Consider the following 17,012-nt stretch of genomic DNA (forward strand, 5'->3'; position numbering starts at 1 on the left):
CTCTGCCCTCTGGACTCCCGTTTGCTCACCGGCGGGAGGTCGGGTCTTGCTATGTCACGGTTGGCGTAGGAACGCTTGTTGCCGGGCACACCGCTGGTCAGCGGCGGTCCCGCCCAAGCTTAACCGGGACCATTACGGGCAGGGCTCCGCTTTCTGCCCGGCTCCCTGCTCCGCTTCGCGAAGTTCGGGAGCTTTTTCGCCTGCGGCGGTTAGTCTCGGGGCTTCGCTTCCCTCCACGACTCCCTGCTCCGCTTCGCGAAGGGCGGGAGCTTTCTCGCCTGCGGCGGTTAGTTTCGGAGCTTCGCTTCCCTCCACGACTCCCTGCTCCGCTTCGCGAAGGTCGGGAGCTTTCTCGCCTGCGGCGGTTAGTTTCGGGGCTTCGCTTCCCTCACGACTCCCTGCTTCACTTCGTGAAGGGCGGGAGCTTTACTTCCGCAGAAGGTTCAACTCGTCTGCGGTTAGTTCACGATAGCTCCCGATAGCAAGATCGGAAGCCAGTTTCAGGTCACCCATGGCTACGCGTTTCAGATAGATCACTCGCTTGCCTACCGCCTGAAACATACGTTTCACCTGATGAAATTTCCCTTCGTGGATAACAAGCGAAATCAACGAGATCGTGCCTTCTTCCGTCTCTTCCTGACCAACTATTGTCAGCTCGGCAGGCAATGTCTCGTATCCATCATCCAGCTGAATCCCGGCTTTGAAACGTTGCACATCCTCTTCATCCACGTTCCCCAGTACACGGGCTTCATAGGTTTTGGGCACATGCTTGCGTGGAGATAACAGATCATGGGCAAGTGGACCATCATTCGTAAGAATGAGTAGTCCTTCCGTATCCTTATCCAGTCGTCCGACAGGAAACGGATTGAAGACCCGATCCTCTTTCCGGAGCAAGTCCAACACCGTCTTATCTCTGTTATCCTCGGTAGCAGACACAACACCTGGAGGTTTATGCAGCATCAGATAGATCATCTCCCGATACACAATTCGCTCCCCATCAGCCTCGATGACGTTGACCTCCGGATTCACCTGTACGCCGCTGTCCTTCACAGCTTTGCCATCTACATGGATTCTGCCTTGCTTCACCATCTTTTTGAGTTCACTCCGTGTTCCCACACCCATATGACTCAATATCTTATCCAGACGCAGCGTTTGTTTACCTTTTCCACTCATACCGATGTCCACCTCCAGCCTGCCGGATATTCATTCTTCAGTACACCATCCAGCCATTTCCCCCAGCCAGCGGCATAACCATCTACACATACAAGAACGTACCCTTTGGCAAACGTATCCGCTTTGAGCACCACTCGTTCTTCTTCAATATTCAATGTTTCACCCTTGAGGTACCTCACGGCTTCACCATCAGCAGATGACAGACTTACACTTCGCCTTGCCTCCGATGCATTCAGAGCACACGCAAGCGGGTGCGACGGAACAAATCGACCATTCTTGATCGTGCCCATGAACCAGCCTGGACGAATGACTTTGAGTCCTTCCAAACGAGCTGCCCCAACTGACGATTGATACACACGATCTCCGTAACATACCGTTTCTCCGACGAGCTCAACCTCCAGTTGTTCTTTCATAAACTGAGTGTAGATCTCAACCGGGTCTATGCTCGCCTGATCCGCTCCGCGTCCCTTACCCCGTTCCGACTTGCGACCACCGTGATCTTTGCCTTTCTTGCCCTGTTTACCCGGATTCTTGCCGCCACCGGTCTGTCTGTCATGGGACTCTCTCGATTCGATTCGCATCAAACGCTCTTTTTTACGATCAGCCTTGGTCATAGCAATTGAAGAAGCAGCAATAGAGTGATCCTTGTTCCCCTCTACTTCAATCCTGGACACATCCACGACCTGTCCATACTCCATTGCTCCTTCTTTAACTACTCCTGGTTGATCTGTTGGTAATCCTTGCCCTGCACGATGCTGCAATACAGCGACATAATGCCCCTCTCCTTCCAAAAGGTGAGGCCACAATCTTGCGGTACCACGCGTATGATCCAGTACAGCTTCCGTCTCTTCCGCCTTCTCAGGCATCATCTGACGCACCCATTCCGGACGTCCTGGAGCGAATCCTGTCTCTTCTGGGATGTCCATGACAGCGAAATCACGGTTTACATTCAGAAACTCCGCAATCATCGCTTCATTTTCCTCCGGCGCAAAGGTACATGTCGAATATACGATTGTTCCTCCCGGGGCCAGTAATCGTGCCGCAGTTTCGAGAATATCTCGCTGCATTAACACACATTTATCCACCGAATGATGTTCCCACGATTTCACCATGTCTTCATCCTTGCGGAACATACCTTCACCTGAACAAGGCGCATCAATTAATACTTTGTCAAAATAATGAGGAAATGCATTCGCGATCCGCTCGGGCGACTCATTCAACACAACGGCGTTCCTTACCCCGTACAATTCCACGTTCTTGGCCAGCGCTTTCGTACGTTCGGCATGGATATCATTCGTGACAAGCACGCCCTTGCCTTGCAGCTTTGCTGCAATCTGTGTCGTCTTGCCTCCCGGAGCTGCACACAGATCAAGCACGCGATCTCCAGGTTCCACCTGCAATAATTCAACAGGAGCCATAGCACTTGGTTCCTGTATATAATACAGACCTGCATGATAATAAGGGTGCAGACCCGGTTTAACACCATGTGGTACATAGAACCCTGTCTCACACCACGGAATTGATCTTAGATCAAATGGAGCAATCTCATCGAATTCTTCCATCGATATTTTCAACGTATTCACTCTCAGCCCCGCATGGGGAGACTGCTCATAAGATTTCATAAAATGTTCAAACTCATCGCCCAGCAAACTTTTCATTCGCTCGGCAAATATCAAAGGTAGCTTTACACCCATATTCCCACTCATCCTGTCTTGGTAAGATTGCATTATCGTTTTATTTTATCATATCCAGACTATGCTTTCCTATCATATCGTATCTATTCCACTACAGCGTGTAATGTAGTATAATGGCAAGTAGATTGATTCCTGAGCAAAAATTCGGGTGTTTATGCATATTATCCCAACCTCTATTTTTGCCAAAACTATATTTCGATATGATCGATGGGGGATGTCCAATGAAATCCAAGAAGAAAAAGAAAAGTGCTGCCATCCTGATTTTCCTGGGTATTTTAGTCATTATGATTGCAGCACTGGTTGTCGTAGACCAGCAATCCAAGAAACAGATGGATACGGTAGAGAATGCTTATGGCATCGCTGCTTCCAAGCTCAATCCAGCTACGCGGGAACTGCTTAGTGATCCCAACTATCAACAAATTATTGTGCCAGCTGATCTCAAAGCCAAAATCGATAACAAAGATAGCTTCTTTGTTTACTTCTTCGCTTCCGACTGTTCACACTGCCGTGCCACTACACCTCAGTTGATGCCGCTGGTTGACAGCGAAGGCATCGAGCTTCCGCAGTTCAACCTACGCGAATTCGAAGCTGGATGGACTGATTACAACATCGAGTTCACGCCTACTCTGGTTTACTATGAGGCTGGTGTCGAGAAAGACCGTATGGTTGGCGGACTGCAAGAGAATGGCAGTGACCAAGGCTATACGCTGGACGATTACAAACAATTTTTCCAAAAATATAAAGGCAGTGCCACTCCTTCGGCAAGCTAACGGATAGTTCAATATCGACACTAACCGCAGTAAGATACTTGTGTCACCCGGGATTGCTCCGATAACGGACAGGCATACCATCTGCAATGATCTCAATATGACGCAACATTCAAAAAACACCCCGAACTTTCCCTTTACAGGAATCATCGGGGTGTTTCATATACATGGAACTTCATATCCATGGAATGCTCATTTTGACGCTACGTGATTATGTTCAACTTTTGCCCTGATCCATCGCCTTCATCTTCTCTTCGTAAATTCGTCCTCTAGTGGGACTCCGGCGCTGTGGAATATTAGGCTTCAGCTCAAGCGATCTCCTAAGTATCTCCTGTTCCAGTACCTCATCAATAATCCGTATGGACAAATCCCTGTAAGTCACAGACTGAGCGTCGGATTCAGACAGTTCCTTCACGAGGTCCTTTACTTCCTTTACCAACTTCCCAAGATCAATGCCCAGAGTTGTATCAGGATAAGGTTCCAGAAGATCAACTGAACTCTGCAACATCATGATGCCTCCGCGGAGATTGCCATTCCTGAAGTGGTACAAACCAACAGCAATCTGCAACAATCCCTTATAGAGAGAATCCCGGTCCCGTTCAAGCCACAATTCTTCCAGCACCTCATGGCACTCGAAATAATCCTGATCCCGATTGAAATAGATTAAGTAGTCAATGTACAGTGACTCATAGATGCTCATCCGGGTTTTCGCCCTTTCTGGCGTTGTTCAGAAGTTCCTTAACATCATCCAGCAGGTCTTTGAGCCCTTCCATATCATGCCGTTCCCAACAATCATTAAAACGCTTCTGTGCCTCAATCGCTTCACTGACAAGGTGGTAAAAGTATAATTGATGAATGATATTCAGCGTTCTAGACACGATATTGGAATCATCCTCAAAGGCTTTCTGTGCCTCCAGGATCTGCAGGCGAATTGCAGACATCTCATTGTCCAGTATAAAAGCGGCCTCAGCCGTCTTTTTCAACCTGGTTCTCATGTCATCCGGTAAGCCTTCCCGAAACTTGTAACTCAGAGAATGCTCAATGGTCGCCCAGAAGTTCATCGCGAGCGTTCGGATCTGTATCTCGGCCAATACATTCTTTTGTCCCAGAGCCGTCTGAACGGGATACTCAATAATCATATGGAAGCTGCGATAGCCGCTCTCTTTGAAATTCGTAATATAATCTTTCTCAATTAATACCGTGAGATCCTTGCGGCCCCGAATGTACTCGGCAACCCGACGGATATCATCTACGAACTGGCACATGATGCGGATACCTGCAATATCCTCAATGCCTGTTTCCACGTCATCAAGCGACACATTCAGTCGTCTGGATTTCTCCAGAATACTGGATATTTTTTTGACACGACCGGTAACGAATTCAATCGGAGCATACTCTTCCCGTTTCTTCAGTTCCGCCCGCATTGTCTTAAACTTGACTTTCAATTCCTCTACCGCTTGTTCATAAGGAAGTAAAAATGTACCCCAGTCTCTACCGTCCATGCTTATGCCTCCTGTCTCTATAGCGTCCCCTGTTCTATTCCATTATACATGATGTTTGGTGGGGGGAAGAGTCCCGAACCATTTTACGCTCTTCCATGCTTCTATATTTTCATTCCGGGGATTCACAATCCTTCTTAACGATGCTCCGCTCCAACCGCTTCAGAGATATGACGGTAACCGTCTTTGCGCAGTAACTCGCGCAGTCCGGCATGAATACGCCGATTCACCTCAGGTCCTTCATAGATCAATGCTGTATATATTTCGACCAGGCTTGCTCCAGCTTTAATTTTCTCGTAGGCATCCTCACTTGTGAAAATGCCACCTGAACCGATAATCGGAAGTTTCCCTTCGGTCTGACGATAGATCTGGCGAATAATTTCCGTTGAACGCTCACGCAGAGGTTTACCGCTCAACCCCCCAGTTTCTTTCGCATGTTGGTGAGAAAGTCCTGTACGACTGATCGTTGTGTTCGTTGCGATAATGCCCGCAACGCCACTATCCGCAATCGTGCGAACCATATATTCAAGCTCCTGATCATTCACATCCGGTGCGATCTTCACCAGTACTGATTTGACCGCCCCGCCCGCTCGTGCATGCTGCACTTTCATCTCGTTCATGACCGCAGCGAGCAGTTCCTTCAATTCATTCCCATGTTGCAGATTACGCAGATCCGGTGTATTTGGTGAACTAATATTAACCACGAACAGGTCAGCATAATCGTATAGCGCCTGAATGCACTTCGCATAGTCCAGATGAGCCTCTTCATTAGAAGTGGCTTTATTCTTGCCGATGTTAACCGCCACTGGAATGCGACGATCCTGCAGTCGGGACAATTCACCTGCCATCGCTTCTGCACCGAGGTTGTTGAAGCCCATCCGATTCACCAAAGCCTCATCTGGAGGCAAGCGGAACAGACGTGGCTGATCATTACCTGGTTGCGCAAGTGGTGTCACAGTTCCCACTTCCATGAATCCAAATCCGATGGAAGAAAAGCCCGTTACAGCCTGTCCGTTTTTGTCCAGACCCGCAGCCAGACCAACAGGTGTAGGGAAATGACAACCAAACATGTCTACAGCCAGATCCGACGTTTCACGAACACCATACATCACACGCAGTCCGGAAGGAACTGGACGGATGCTGCCCATGCCACTAAGGCCACCAATAATCAGATGATGGGCCTGTTCAGGGTCCATTTTGAATAACAAAGGTTTAGCAAGACTTCTGTATAACAAATCACTCACTCCGTTCTGGTCCGGTACGCCAAAAGGCCGTTTGCCGTCTTTTCATATGTATAAAAACACTCTACACTCAAGTCTATCCGTTTCTTATTAAAAAGGAAAGTAGTTTGCGCATAGACAGCACAAATCGAATAATGCAAAATGCTCACAAGAAATCCACCCGCCTACTGGAAATGACGAGTTGAATTCTTTACAATGAGAGCATGGTTACTCTACACCAGTTCTATTCCAATAAGGAGGAATAACTCATGGCTCCCAAACGTAAACCACCTGCGCTACAGCAAAAGAAAGAAGAAGTGAATCGCAAAGCCATTGCCTGGACAGCAGCCAGTGTAGGCGGCTTGATCATCATCATTGGAGCTCTTATCATTATTGCCAACATGTAGATGATTCAGGCTGATTGCATCTGATTCTACATATCAAGCAGGTCAGTTCAGCCAGTGATACGTTTTGTTCGGATTATTTTGTTTCGGAACAAGTGTATGTTGATAACGCTGTTTCGCTTCTGGAACAAGCGTTAGATCTGGCAGCACATCTTCTCCGATGCGTACTGGAGTGCCTTGCGGAGCAAGAGCGAATAACTCTTCTACATCTCCTGTGCGCATTCTCACACATCCAAGGGACTCATCCAGTCCGATACTGTCCGGCTCGTTGGTCCCATGGATGGCATAGTTCGTATCCGAGAGTTGCATGCCCCTGCTTCCGAACTCACCGTTCGAACGACCATTCGGATTGACCACTTTATCTGTAATGACAAATGCTCCCTCCGGTGTTCGATTACCACCAAGTCCCACGTCATACATACGAACTATGGTGTTCCCACTGATCAAAGCAAGTTTATGTTTATCCTTATCAATGACAATCTCAAGCGGTTCCTGCAAAAAAGGCTTACCACTAAGCGTATCCGCAAAAGCGGCATTGTTGCCTTGAGGCGAATTTGAAGTTGTCGGACCACTCTCTTTCCCACTCGCATCGCCTTTTCCTGTCTGCGCCTTTCCTTGATGCAGAGCTAATAGTTTTGGAAACATCTCTGTCATACCCGGTGCAGTTTCTCCCAAAATATTATTCGGAAATGGCTGGGCCAATTGCGTTACACTCTTGGGCCAAGTGCCCTTTTGTTTGCGATAGGCAACGATTGCGCTCGATAATGATGCAGCGGCTTCCTGCTTGGCGGTCCACACCAAGGCCATCTTTTTGATTTTCGGCGTGACTTCAGGAGGTTCACAGTTACACTGCTTGGCATCATAACTCTGTGCGGTTAATTTCCCGCTCGTATTGGTCTGTACGATGTATTTCACAGGCATATTGCGCTTCCATAAAGACCAGTCGTCCGAGGTTTGCATCCCCAGTACAGCCGATGTCTCTATTTTCGGGCCTGACCCGGACCAGGCAGCTGCGAGCGCAGCCTCGCCATGGTTGCCTCCACCAAATGCTGCAGCGGTGAACACATTACTTGGTGGAATCGATGCAGTCCCAGCCTGTTGATCCGCTCCTACAGGGTCAGGGATCTCATCCGTGGATTCCAGTGCAGATGACAGTGCGTCGGCCGCTTCACGACTGAAACCCGGAGCGTCCGCAGGTGGCAGACCTGCCAGCACAAGCAGCATGAACAACGTAAGCCACATTTTGCGTCTACGTTGTTTTTTCTCCTTTTGCTCAGACATCTCCACCAATTTCTCCTGATAGTCCACCCAGATGTCAGCAGGAGCTTTACTACGTTCAAATGCTTCGTAAACCTCGCCCGCTTGCTGAAAACAATAATTGGCTTTGGCCTCCTGTCCCTCGCCCAAGTACTCCTTTCCAAGCAGATACCAGGCCATTTTATTGTCGGGATGTTTCTTGACATATGTTCTTAGATGAGTATTTTGCATCCGATCCTCCACTATTTCGCCTTTTTCCGTATATCATTATATATCGGCATAACCAGTCGATGAATCCATAGGACTTCAGTACCCGGTGGAAAAAGGGGGTTTCGACAATAATCGTCCTTGATCCGCAGGTCATAACATCATAAGATCACAGTTGAATGGAGACAAAAAAAAAGCACCTCCCTTGTCGTAAAGACAAATGAAAGTGCTTTGTGTTCATAGGAGAAATACTTAGCCTTCTTTATTGAAAGGCTCGTCCGCTACTTTGATGGAATCTGTAGGGCAGCCGTCGCATGCATCCTGCATATCGTCAAACAAGTCTTCTGGAATAGCTTTAACACCATGGTTAGCATCGCCGTCAAAGATAACTTCTGCCAAACCTTCATCATCGTAATCGTAGATGTCAGGAGCCGTTGCTCCACAAGCACCACATGCGATGCATGTGTCTTTTTCAACCCAAGTATATTTACTCATTTACATTCTCTCCTCCTAAAATTCGAAACGTACAGTGTTTTTATCTAGAAACATATTAAACCAAAGTAAGAATAATTACAAATCATTTTACAACCACAAGTCTCTATTATCACTTATTTAATCAAGACTTTGCAAGTTATCTTTTTGCAGGGAAGTACCCCGCACTTTATGATTGCGAAGCAGCACGGATGGATCGTCCCCAAGCATGCCTGCGGTCACAACAGCATTCTCACCAAACTTATCGCGTAACTGATCCATAATTCGAATCAGATTGTCCTTCTTGGGCTTCTGCTCATATTCAAACAAGTCCATCTGCACAGCGGATTCCTCTCTTGGAATAAGGTTCTGAAGTGTCACACCCAGCATACGCACAGGCTTGCCACTGCCCCAATGCTTCTCAAATAGTTTACAGGCTTCACGATAGATGACCGTTGCATCCTCCGTAGGAACTTCCATTAGACGTGATCGGGTGATCGTCTTCATATCTGGTGTCCGAATGGTGATCTGAATACCCTGGCTGAACATTTCGTGCTTGCGCAATCTTCTGGCTACTTGGTCACTTATATTGAGGAATACCCGATGAATCTCATTCATATCCGATACATCCGCCGGTAAAGTGGTCGTATGTCCAATGGATTTATTGGCCTCACGTTCAGCGTGCACCGCGGAATGGTTAATGCCATTCGCAGAATTTTTGAGCCATGCTCCATTGACTCCGAATAGTTCGGTCAGCATGTTCTCATCCGACTTGGCCAATTGACCAATCGTTTCGATGCCCAGTTTTTTCAGCTTTTCAGCCGTTTTTTTACCAATGCCAAACATCTCGTTACATGGCCTGTGCCAAAGAATCCGGGGTACGTCCCTCATACGCAAAATGGAGATACCATTTGGTTTTTTCAGATCTGAAGCCATCTTCGCCAATAGTTTGTTGGGTGCAATGCCAATGGAACAAGGCAGCCCCAATTCATCCTTGATTCTGCGCTGAATGCTCTCCGCAATCTCCATCGGATTCCCGAATTGCCTTGAGCCTGTAATATCAAGATAACACTCATCAATGGACGTCGCCTCAAGTTGAGGCGTATAACTATACGCAATTTGCATAAATTCTCTTGAATATTTGCGATAAAGATGAAAATCAGGACGAATCACAATGAGATCAGGGCACTTTTTCATCGCTTGGTGTACAACCATGCCTGTTGAGATGCCCCGGTTACGAGCGGCATATGAGCAGGTTACGATTACACCCTTGCGCAGTTCACTGCTACCCGCAACGGCCGTTGCTTTTCCTTTATATAGATCCGGTTCCTCGGCTTCATGTACAGAGCAGTAGAAAGCATTCATATCCACATGCAGAATCACCCGTCCGGCTGTAGGGTAATATCGATCCACATTCGCTGGAGGATTGCCGTCTGAAGACATCATGAACTCCCGCCCTTTCATGCACACTAATTAATGAAACAAATTTCTTTCTTCTATAGTATATCAAAACCACTATGTAAATTCAGTCAGGTGCTTTTATTTTCTGTGAGATCTGATCAGAGACCGAATAATCAGCCAACCTACACTTACAACAAGAATCAAAGTGATCAGGGCAATAATCGTATTTTCCCATAAAAAAGTCAAAATAGACCCTCCTTTTCTTCCATATATTCCAATTAAAACTCAATAATAGATTATAACATACCTCCCGATTCTGAATAACATCCTTCTTTTTGCTCTAAAATCCGATAATTGTTACATGAAACTGCGATTTCTATGTAGCATTTGGCTATAATGGTGCTATAATAATTAATTATACAAATTGACGACTTTAGGACAAATCAGCACATCGAGTTTAACACAGTGTAGCGTTGCCGAATCGAAGGATTTGTCCACTAACGTACTTAACAGCTTTTTCAACTTACAATCTAAACTTATAAAAAAGCGCTTCATCTCAAAGGAGGATCTTCATGTCAAAGGCCATTTCCATCTTCGATACGACTTTACGTGACGGCACACAAGGGGAGGGTGTCAGCTTATCGGCAGACGACAAACTCAAAATTGCCAAGAAGCTTGATGACCTGGGTGTCCATTATATTGAAGGCGGAATTCCCGGCAGCAATACCAAGGACATTGAGTTTTTCAAAAGAGTCAAGGAATTGAACCTGAACGCAAAGGTTGTTGCTTTTGGTAGCACACGCCGTAAAGGCAGCATCGCTAGTGAAGACGCCAACCTGAAGCGCATGATCGAATCCGGTGCACAGGCTGCTACCTTGGTCGGTAAATCATGGGACTTCCATGTGCATACCGCTTTGCAGACTACGCTGGAAGAGAATTTGTCCATGATCTATGATTCCATTGCCTATCTGAAACAGAATGGTATGGAAGTGATCTTCGATGCAGAACACTTCTTTGACGGATTCAAACATAACCCGGAGTATGCTCAAGCGGTTTTGACCAAGGCTCACGAGGCCGGAGCGGACTGGCTCGTCATGTGTGATACGAACGGTGGGACCATGCCGAACGAGGTACACGAGATCGTGTCTGCACTGCACAGAAGCCTGCCTCATGCACATCTTGGTATCCATACACATAATGATTGTGAACTAGCTGTTGCCAACACACTAAGCGCTGTACAAGCCGGAGCCCGTCAGGTTCAAGGAACGATGAACGGTTATGGAGAGCGTTGCGGTAACGCAAATCTTGCGTCCATCATTCCGAACTTGCAGCTGAAGCTTGGCTATGAATGTGTTACGGAAGATTCCATGAGACAACTTACGAACGTAGCCAGATATGTCAGCGAGATTGCCAATGTAAATATGCCGATTAATCAGCCATATGTCGGTAATGCTGCTTTTGCTCACAAAGGCGGTATTCACGTCTCTGCGATCCTCCGGGATTCTCGTACCTACGAACACATTGTGCCTGAACTCGTCGGTAACAAACAGCGTGTGCTGGTCTCGGAGCTTGCTGGACAGAGTAACATTGTGTCCAAAGCACAGGAATTGGGTCTCGAGTTCGATCCAAGCAGTGCCAATTCACGTCAGATTATTGAGAAGATCAAAGACTTGGAGCATCAGGGTTACCAATTCGAAGGTGCAGATGCTTCGCTCGAATTGTTGATTCGTGAAGCAAACGGTGACATGAAAGAATTGTTCACTTTTGAATCATTCAAAATGCTTGTGGAGAAAACGGCGGGGAAATCCGTTGTTTCTGAAGCTTTTGTCAAGCTTAACGTGGCTGGAACAAGTGTCTATACCGCTGCTGAAGGGAACGGTCCGGTCAACGCACTCGATAACGCGCTTCGTAAAGCGCTGGTCCAATACTTCCCTTCACTTGCCAACATGCACCTTTCAGACTACAAAGTACGTGTACTGGATGAGAAGGATGCCACGGCTGCCAAAGTTCGTGTACTGATCGAATCCAAAAACACCGAAAACACATGGAACACTGTTGGTGTATCCGAGAACGTGATTGAAGCAAGTTGGGAAGCTCTTGTGCACAGTTTCCGCTATGCGTTGCTTCAGGAAAAATTGCAGGATGAGCCAGGCATACTCCCTATTCCTGCTCACGGGTTAAGCAACCACTAATAGCGCTTATTTCCCGGAAAATAAAAAGGAAGCCTCTGCATCCATGAATCATGGGTAAAGGAGGCTTCCTTTTTATTGGAGATTAATTTGCAACAAGCTCTTTAATCTTACGTTCCAACTCTTTTTCGGGCAAAATGCCCAGGATAATCTCCTGTATAACTCCTCTGGAGTCAATCAGAACATTCGTTGGAAAAGCTACCCCATTGTACTGAGCATATACAGTCCCCTTCTCGTCCAAGGGAATAGGGAACGTCAGTTGGTACTCATCCACAAAAGCTTTGGCATCTTTGAGTTTATCGTAAGATGTTACATTAACGCCATACAGGTCAAGCTTATCCTTGTATTTCGCAGCCATTCTATTCAGCTCTGGAGCTTCCTGTTTACACGGCTCACACCAGGATGCCCAGAAACTGACGAACGTGGCCTTATCTTTGGCACCGCCCACACTGTACGTCTTCCCATCCATTGCTGTCAGAGAAAAAGCAGGTGCCAGAAGACCCGCACGCGGTCCCGTCTCTGTAGGCATGGGTTCTTCCTGCTTAAAGACGGTAGCAATACCGTCATCCGCATTTTGGGCCAGTGCAATACCAACCAGCAAGACAACACCAAGGAGTATGTATATGTTTCGTTTCATAACCCGCCACCCTTTTATATAATTAGCATATTGAAACTGAAACCGTAATATTTGTGCATGCTAAATGTTGTCACTCTCAAATAACAGTTCACCAGAACATGATTCCCAAATGTTCTCTTTAATATTGTACCCTTTTCCTTTAAAATTTTACAATCCGGATTACACAAAATAAAATGAAAAAGGACTCCTGCCTAAGCAGGAGCCAAAGAGAGAGGGGTGAATACAAATGGCAGCACTTCACGGGCAGCAAAACGTCTTCTACATCCCTTCTTCCGTAGAACAAGAGATGTCAAAGCACATGTTTCTTTCGCTGCCGCAAGAAGCCTGCGGGGTTATGCTGGGTGAAACCGCAGCGGGCGGCATACGAATCAGTCGGTTTCAGCCCATTCGTAACGTAGCACCTGACCCGCTGCACCATTTTGCACTGGACGATGCCGAATGGATTCGGTGCATATTCTCCGAACCTAAGCTCATTGGCATCTTCCATTCTCATCCGCATACAAAGCCTGTTCCTTCCTTAGAGGACATGCAAGCTCTTCCGGCCTTCGCCGGTTTGCTTCAAATATACCTCATCGGCTCACCTGACCTCACAACCGGATTGAGGTCTAACATGCAACTGAACGGTTATCAGATTGAATCCTCGAAGATACCACACGACCAGTCTCAAGACATTGTCCCTTCGTACAATTTGCTTCCCGTTCCATTATGCGTGACTTAACTGGGTATACAGATCACCCAAGGTTTCCACATTTTTACGAGTCATGTCCTCCAGATAGCAAGACCATAATTGTGCAGTCATTTTTGAATCTTCCAACGCATGATGCCGTCCATGGATCGGAATACCTCTGGATTCCAGCAATTCATCCAGACCATATCCCGGCCTGCTTGGTTCAAGCCAGCGCGCCAGCATCATCGTATCGATTAAACGATGCGTCAGCCTTACTTTTGAAGTCCGCCAAAGAGCTGCATTCAGAAAGGCCCGGTCATGCGCACTCGCGTGTGCAATCAGAACATTTCCGCCTACAAAAGACATGAAATCATGCAATCCCTCTAGCAAGGTTGGTGCGTCCAGCGTCATCTGCTGTGTAATACCTGTAAGTTCAGTAATATGTTCCGGAACCGCAGTCTTGGACTGCACCACCGTATAGAACTGTTCTCCTTCCAGCACTACACCACCATGTATACGAACTGCACCAAATGAGATAATCTCATCCCCATGCTGAGGAGAGAACCCCGTCGTTTCCAGATCAAATACAACGGCATCCAGCTCTTTCAAGGGAGTATGCAGCACCTCGGGTCTGCGCTGTTCTCTCATCATCGAACGGATAAACGCCATGTGTTGCGCCGTAGGGGCTCCCATGATGGAAGCGATGGCGGAAGGAACCCCTCCCTGACGCAGCGAATTCCAGAATCCTGTATTGCCCCTTACCGGCTCTCTCATGGACGTCTCCTTTCTGCAAAACGCAACTGTCTTTGCAAAGCACGATGCACTCGTCGGACCAACCCCAGCGTGTCCCTAAGCTCATAATGAATCTGTTTTTGTTTCATCTGTTTCTCATCCAGGAATCCACTGCTCTGCTGCAAGCCCTGCTGGATGACAACCGGCGTACTTCTCCGAAGCTTCAGAGCGGCTGTGAATGCCCGCTGACAGGCATCCAGTAATGTAAACGGAACAGCTTCAAGCGAAGTCAGTCTCTCCATTCTTTTTAATGTAGATGACTCCTTGATCCCATGTTGCAAAGCCAAATAACGGGCGCTGTTCACCAGCGGAATGTACAAGCCATACTTGACATCAAATCCGCCTGCATGTTCACCGAATCGCTCTGTAACCACTCGTCCAAGTACATTTAATGTAGCTTTATGTTTAACCGTATTGCGAAGAACTGCATCCGAAAGTTCAGGAACCAGTCTAAACTGTTCATAGAAACTCGTAATCCATTCCTCTGCCAGACTACGCTCCCCTGCAACAAAACGCATGTCTGAAGCGATGATCAGATTACGAACTGGCTCCCAATTCAGATCCGAGCTCCAACCTGCTAATTGTTGCTTCCATGATTCCAGCGTTTTTCTCCAGAGTGGCTCCGAGCACATCACTTTGCCTTCACACTTGGCGTAACCAACTTCTTCCAACATATCCGTAATTCGCTGTCCAAGCTCGGCAAAATATGCCTCTTTGCCTTCATGCGGATTATCGCTAATGATCATGCCATTATCCTGATCACTCCATAACGTTGCTTCTTCCCTGCCGGAACTGCCAAATACGATAAAGGCATAGGGGACGGGAGGTTGGCCGAAGCCTTCCTCAACCATCCCCTGAATGCATAACTCTACTGCTTTCCGTGCAATCCGGTCATGCAGTTCATTTACCGTTTGGTACCACTCGATCGGCGACAAGGAAGCGGACAACAATTCCTGGAGCTCGTTCTGTAATATCACACGTGCCTGGCGCAGTCCTTGAGAAGACATCGCACCATCGATTCCCTCATAAGACCAGGAATAGTTTGTATACGAGATGGGTTCCATCATGTCCAGCCTCCTTGAAGCATGTTTCAGCATTATTCACCTCAGGAGCTGAACGTACCACCATTGGATTTGGAATCTACATTTTTCATTTGTTCAGGGTATCCGTAAGTGCCGTGCTCACTGATATCCAGACCCATTGTTTCTTCTTCTTCAGTAACACGGATGCCCATGATCGCTTTCATTCCGCCCAGAATAATGAAGGACATCACCAGTACGAAGGCAAAAGCACCTGCCAAACCTAGAAGTTGTACGCCCAATTGATGGAAGCCACCGCCATAGAACAGACCCGCTTGACCTACACCAGCATTCTCCGCAAGTTCAGGAGTAGCGAACAAACCTGTGGAGATCGCCCCCCACATACCAGCAATACCATGCACGGAGAAAGCGTAGATTGGATCGTCAATTCCTTTACGATCGAAGTACTGTGCTGTGAAGAATGTGATGATACCCGCCAAAGCACCGATAACCAGAGCTGCCCAAGGTTCAACGAATGCACATGCTCCTGTAATCGCAACGAGTGCCGCAAGCACACCGTTTAACATGCTAGGAATATCGGACTTACCAAGAACTGCCCAAGAAATCAACAGTGCAGCAACACCACCAGCTGCAGCAGCTACGTTAGTAGTCAATGCAACATAACCGAAGAATCCATCCCCCATGGCAGATAATGTACTACCTGGGTTAAATCCGAACCAACCGATCCAGAGGATAATAACCCCGAGTACGGAATACACTTGGTTGTGACCCGGAATGATGTTAGGTTTGCCGTCTTTGTTGTATTTACCAATACGTGGTTTCAACAAAATGGTAGCTACCAACGCTGCAGTCGCACCAGTCAAGTGAACAACCGTCGATCCTGCAAAGTCTTGCATACCCAGCTCAGCCAACCAGCCGCCGCCCCATACCCAGTGAGCAACAACCGGATACATGATAATGGTATAAAGTGTACCGAAAACAATATATACGCTCATCTTTGCACGTTCAGCCATACCACCGCAGGCAATGGCCAGAGATACCGCCGCAAAGGCGAGATGGAATACGAATTTAATAGTCAGTGGAACATCGGAGAAAGCCAGTGATTCGAAGGAAGCAGCCATCTTGTCACCACTCAGGAAGAATCCTGTTGTTCCAAAGAAGCTGTTACCATTACCGAAACCAAGACCGAAGCCCAAAGCCCAGAAGGCAATAACTGAAATTCCCAATGTCAGGATGGTCTTACCCGCAATGTGTCCTGCATTCTTCATTCGTGTTGAACCTGCTTCAAGTAAAGCAAATCCCCCTTGCATCAAGAACACAAGCACTACAGCCAGAAACGTAAAGGCTGAGTTCAAACCACTTTGAAGTTCAATGTTAGTTGGCCCCTCCGCAGCTGCGAATGCACTGACCGGAAAAGCGAACAAAGTAAGCATTACTAACACCGAAACTAACCATTTCTTTCTCATGTACCCCACTCCCTCTTATGTTAAGTTTCTTCACATATCGTGAAACTCTTAATGTCATTATAAGCAGAAGAGAGGAAAGTTGACAAGAGTATTTTCATCAAAACTGAAAATTATTTCTGGGAATAAAG

At 47.2% G+C, this 17,012-nt stretch carries 16 protein-coding genes; 4 read left to right on the plus strand and 12 right to left on the minus strand.

Annotation, left to right across the window (positions count from 1 at the left end; translation table 11 throughout):
- Window positions 1-426: 426 nt before the first annotated feature.
- Window positions 427-1,173, minus strand: coding sequence for a pseudouridine synthase (locus tag FS628_RS04190; RefSeq protein WP_145319270.1), 747 nt, complete (start codon window positions 1,171-1,173; stop codon window positions 427-429).
- Window positions 1,170-2,867 (minus strand): RsmB/NOP family class I SAM-dependent RNA methyltransferase, encoded by a 1,698-nt coding sequence (locus tag FS628_RS04195; protein ID WP_145319272.1) that lies wholly within the window; start codon window positions 2,865-2,867, stop codon window positions 1,170-1,172. Before FS628_RS04195 ends, FS628_RS04190 begins: the two co-directional genes overlap by 4 nt.
- 221 nt (window positions 2,868-3,088) lie before the next feature.
- On the opposite strand from FS628_RS04195, the gene FS628_RS04200 reads away from it, so the two are divergent.
- Window positions 3,089-3,637 (plus strand): thioredoxin family protein, encoded by a 549-nt coding sequence (locus FS628_RS04200; protein ID WP_145319274.1) that lies wholly within the window; start codon window positions 3,089-3,091, stop codon window positions 3,635-3,637.
- Window positions 3,638-3,851: 214 nt separating this feature from the next.
- Here the strand turns inward: FS628_RS04200 and FS628_RS04205 are convergent, their stop codons facing one another.
- The 3 genes from FS628_RS04205 to FS628_RS04215 all read right to left on the minus strand — a co-directional run bounded on the left by FS628_RS04205 (window position 3,852) and on the right by FS628_RS04215 (window position 6,368).
- Window positions 3,852-4,334 (minus strand): DUF309 domain-containing protein, encoded by a 483-nt coding sequence (locus tag FS628_RS04205; RefSeq protein WP_145319277.1) that lies wholly within the window; start codon window positions 4,332-4,334, stop codon window positions 3,852-3,854.
- Window positions 4,321-5,136 carry a GTP pyrophosphokinase gene (locus tag FS628_RS04210; RefSeq protein ID WP_105410597.1) on the minus strand — a complete coding sequence of 272 codons (816 nt, stop codon included), beginning with the start codon at window positions 5,134-5,136 and terminating at the stop codon, window positions 4,321-4,323. Before FS628_RS04210 ends, FS628_RS04205 begins: the two co-directional genes overlap by 14 nt.
- A 134-nt stretch (window positions 5,137-5,270) precedes the next feature.
- Complete coding sequence (locus FS628_RS04215) at window positions 5,271-6,368, minus strand: quinone-dependent dihydroorotate dehydrogenase (protein ID WP_145319280.1); 1,098 nt, start codon at window positions 6,366-6,368, stop codon at window positions 5,271-5,273.
- Between the two features lie 254 nt (window positions 6,369-6,622).
- Here FS628_RS04215 and FS628_RS31260 point away from each other — a divergent pair, with 254 nt between their 5' ends.
- The gene (locus FS628_RS31260; RefSeq protein ID WP_017689367.1) at window positions 6,623-6,760 is read left to right on the plus strand and encodes a hypothetical protein; all 138 of its coding nucleotides are present in this window, start codon (window positions 6,623-6,625) and stop codon (window positions 6,758-6,760) included.
- 42 nt (window positions 6,761-6,802) lie between these two features.
- On the opposite strand, the gene FS628_RS04220 is transcribed toward FS628_RS31260, so the two are convergent.
- From FS628_RS04220 to FS628_RS04230, 3 genes are all read right to left on the minus strand, one after another.
- Window positions 6,803-8,245, minus strand: a complete 1,443-nt coding sequence (locus FS628_RS04220; RefSeq protein ID WP_145319283.1) for a L,D-transpeptidase family protein — start codon at window positions 8,243-8,245, stop codon at window positions 6,803-6,805.
- Between the two features lie 228 nt (window positions 8,246-8,473).
- Window positions 8,474-8,716, minus strand: a complete 243-nt coding sequence (locus tag FS628_RS04225) for a ferredoxin (protein ID WP_145319286.1) — start codon at window positions 8,714-8,716, stop codon at window positions 8,474-8,476.
- A 117-nt stretch (window positions 8,717-8,833) separates the two neighbouring features.
- Complete coding sequence (locus FS628_RS04230) at window positions 8,834-10,156, minus strand: DNA polymerase IV (protein ID WP_260870925.1); 1,323 nt, start codon at window positions 10,154-10,156, stop codon at window positions 8,834-8,836.
- 509 nt (window positions 10,157-10,665) lie between these two features.
- Here FS628_RS04230 and cimA point away from each other — a divergent pair.
- Entirely contained in the window at window positions 10,666-12,285 is a 1,620-nt protein-coding gene (gene cimA / locus FS628_RS04235; protein WP_145319289.1) for a citramalate synthase, read from the plus strand.
- 82 nt (window positions 12,286-12,367) lie between these two features.
- Here the strand turns inward: cimA and FS628_RS04240 are convergent, their stop codons facing one another.
- Window positions 12,368-12,919 carry a TlpA disulfide reductase family protein gene (locus FS628_RS04240; protein WP_145319292.1) on the minus strand — a complete coding sequence of 184 codons (552 nt, stop codon included), beginning with the start codon at window positions 12,917-12,919 and terminating at the stop codon, window positions 12,368-12,370.
- A 226-nt stretch (window positions 12,920-13,145) separates the two neighbouring features.
- Between FS628_RS04240 and FS628_RS04245 the strand changes: the two genes are divergently transcribed.
- A complete protein-coding gene (locus FS628_RS04245) occupies window positions 13,146-13,637 on the plus strand; it encodes a M67 family metallopeptidase (protein ID WP_145319295.1) in 492 nt (163 codons plus the stop codon).
- On the opposite strand, the gene FS628_RS04250 is transcribed toward FS628_RS04245, so the two are convergent.
- From FS628_RS04250 to FS628_RS04260, 3 genes are read right to left on the minus strand one after another with little or no spacing between them, the layout of a single operon-like run.
- A complete protein-coding gene (locus FS628_RS04250; protein ID WP_145319298.1) occupies window positions 13,623-14,360 on the minus strand; it encodes an exonuclease domain-containing protein in 738 nt (245 codons plus the stop codon). The two genes, FS628_RS04245 and FS628_RS04250, sit on opposite strands and share 15 nt — an antisense overlap.
- Window positions 14,357-15,442 carry a DUF294 nucleotidyltransferase-like domain-containing protein gene (locus FS628_RS04255; protein ID WP_440131263.1) on the minus strand — a complete coding sequence of 362 codons (1,086 nt, stop codon included), beginning with the start codon at window positions 15,440-15,442 and terminating at the stop codon, window positions 14,357-14,359. The genes FS628_RS04250 and FS628_RS04255 overlap by 4 nt, the downstream gene beginning before the upstream one ends.
- Window positions 15,443-15,483: 41 nt before the next feature.
- Window positions 15,484-16,884 carry an ammonium transporter gene (locus FS628_RS04260; protein WP_074094452.1) on the minus strand — a complete coding sequence of 467 codons (1,401 nt, stop codon included), beginning with the start codon at window positions 16,882-16,884 and terminating at the stop codon, window positions 15,484-15,486.
- Window positions 16,885-17,012 lie beyond the last annotated feature (128 nt).

Origin of the sequence: Paenibacillus xylanexedens, assembly GCF_007676705.1 — a bacterium.
In the GTDB taxonomy this organism is placed as follows: Bacteria; Bacillota; Bacilli; order Paenibacillales; family Paenibacillaceae; genus Paenibacillus; species Paenibacillus xylanexedens_C.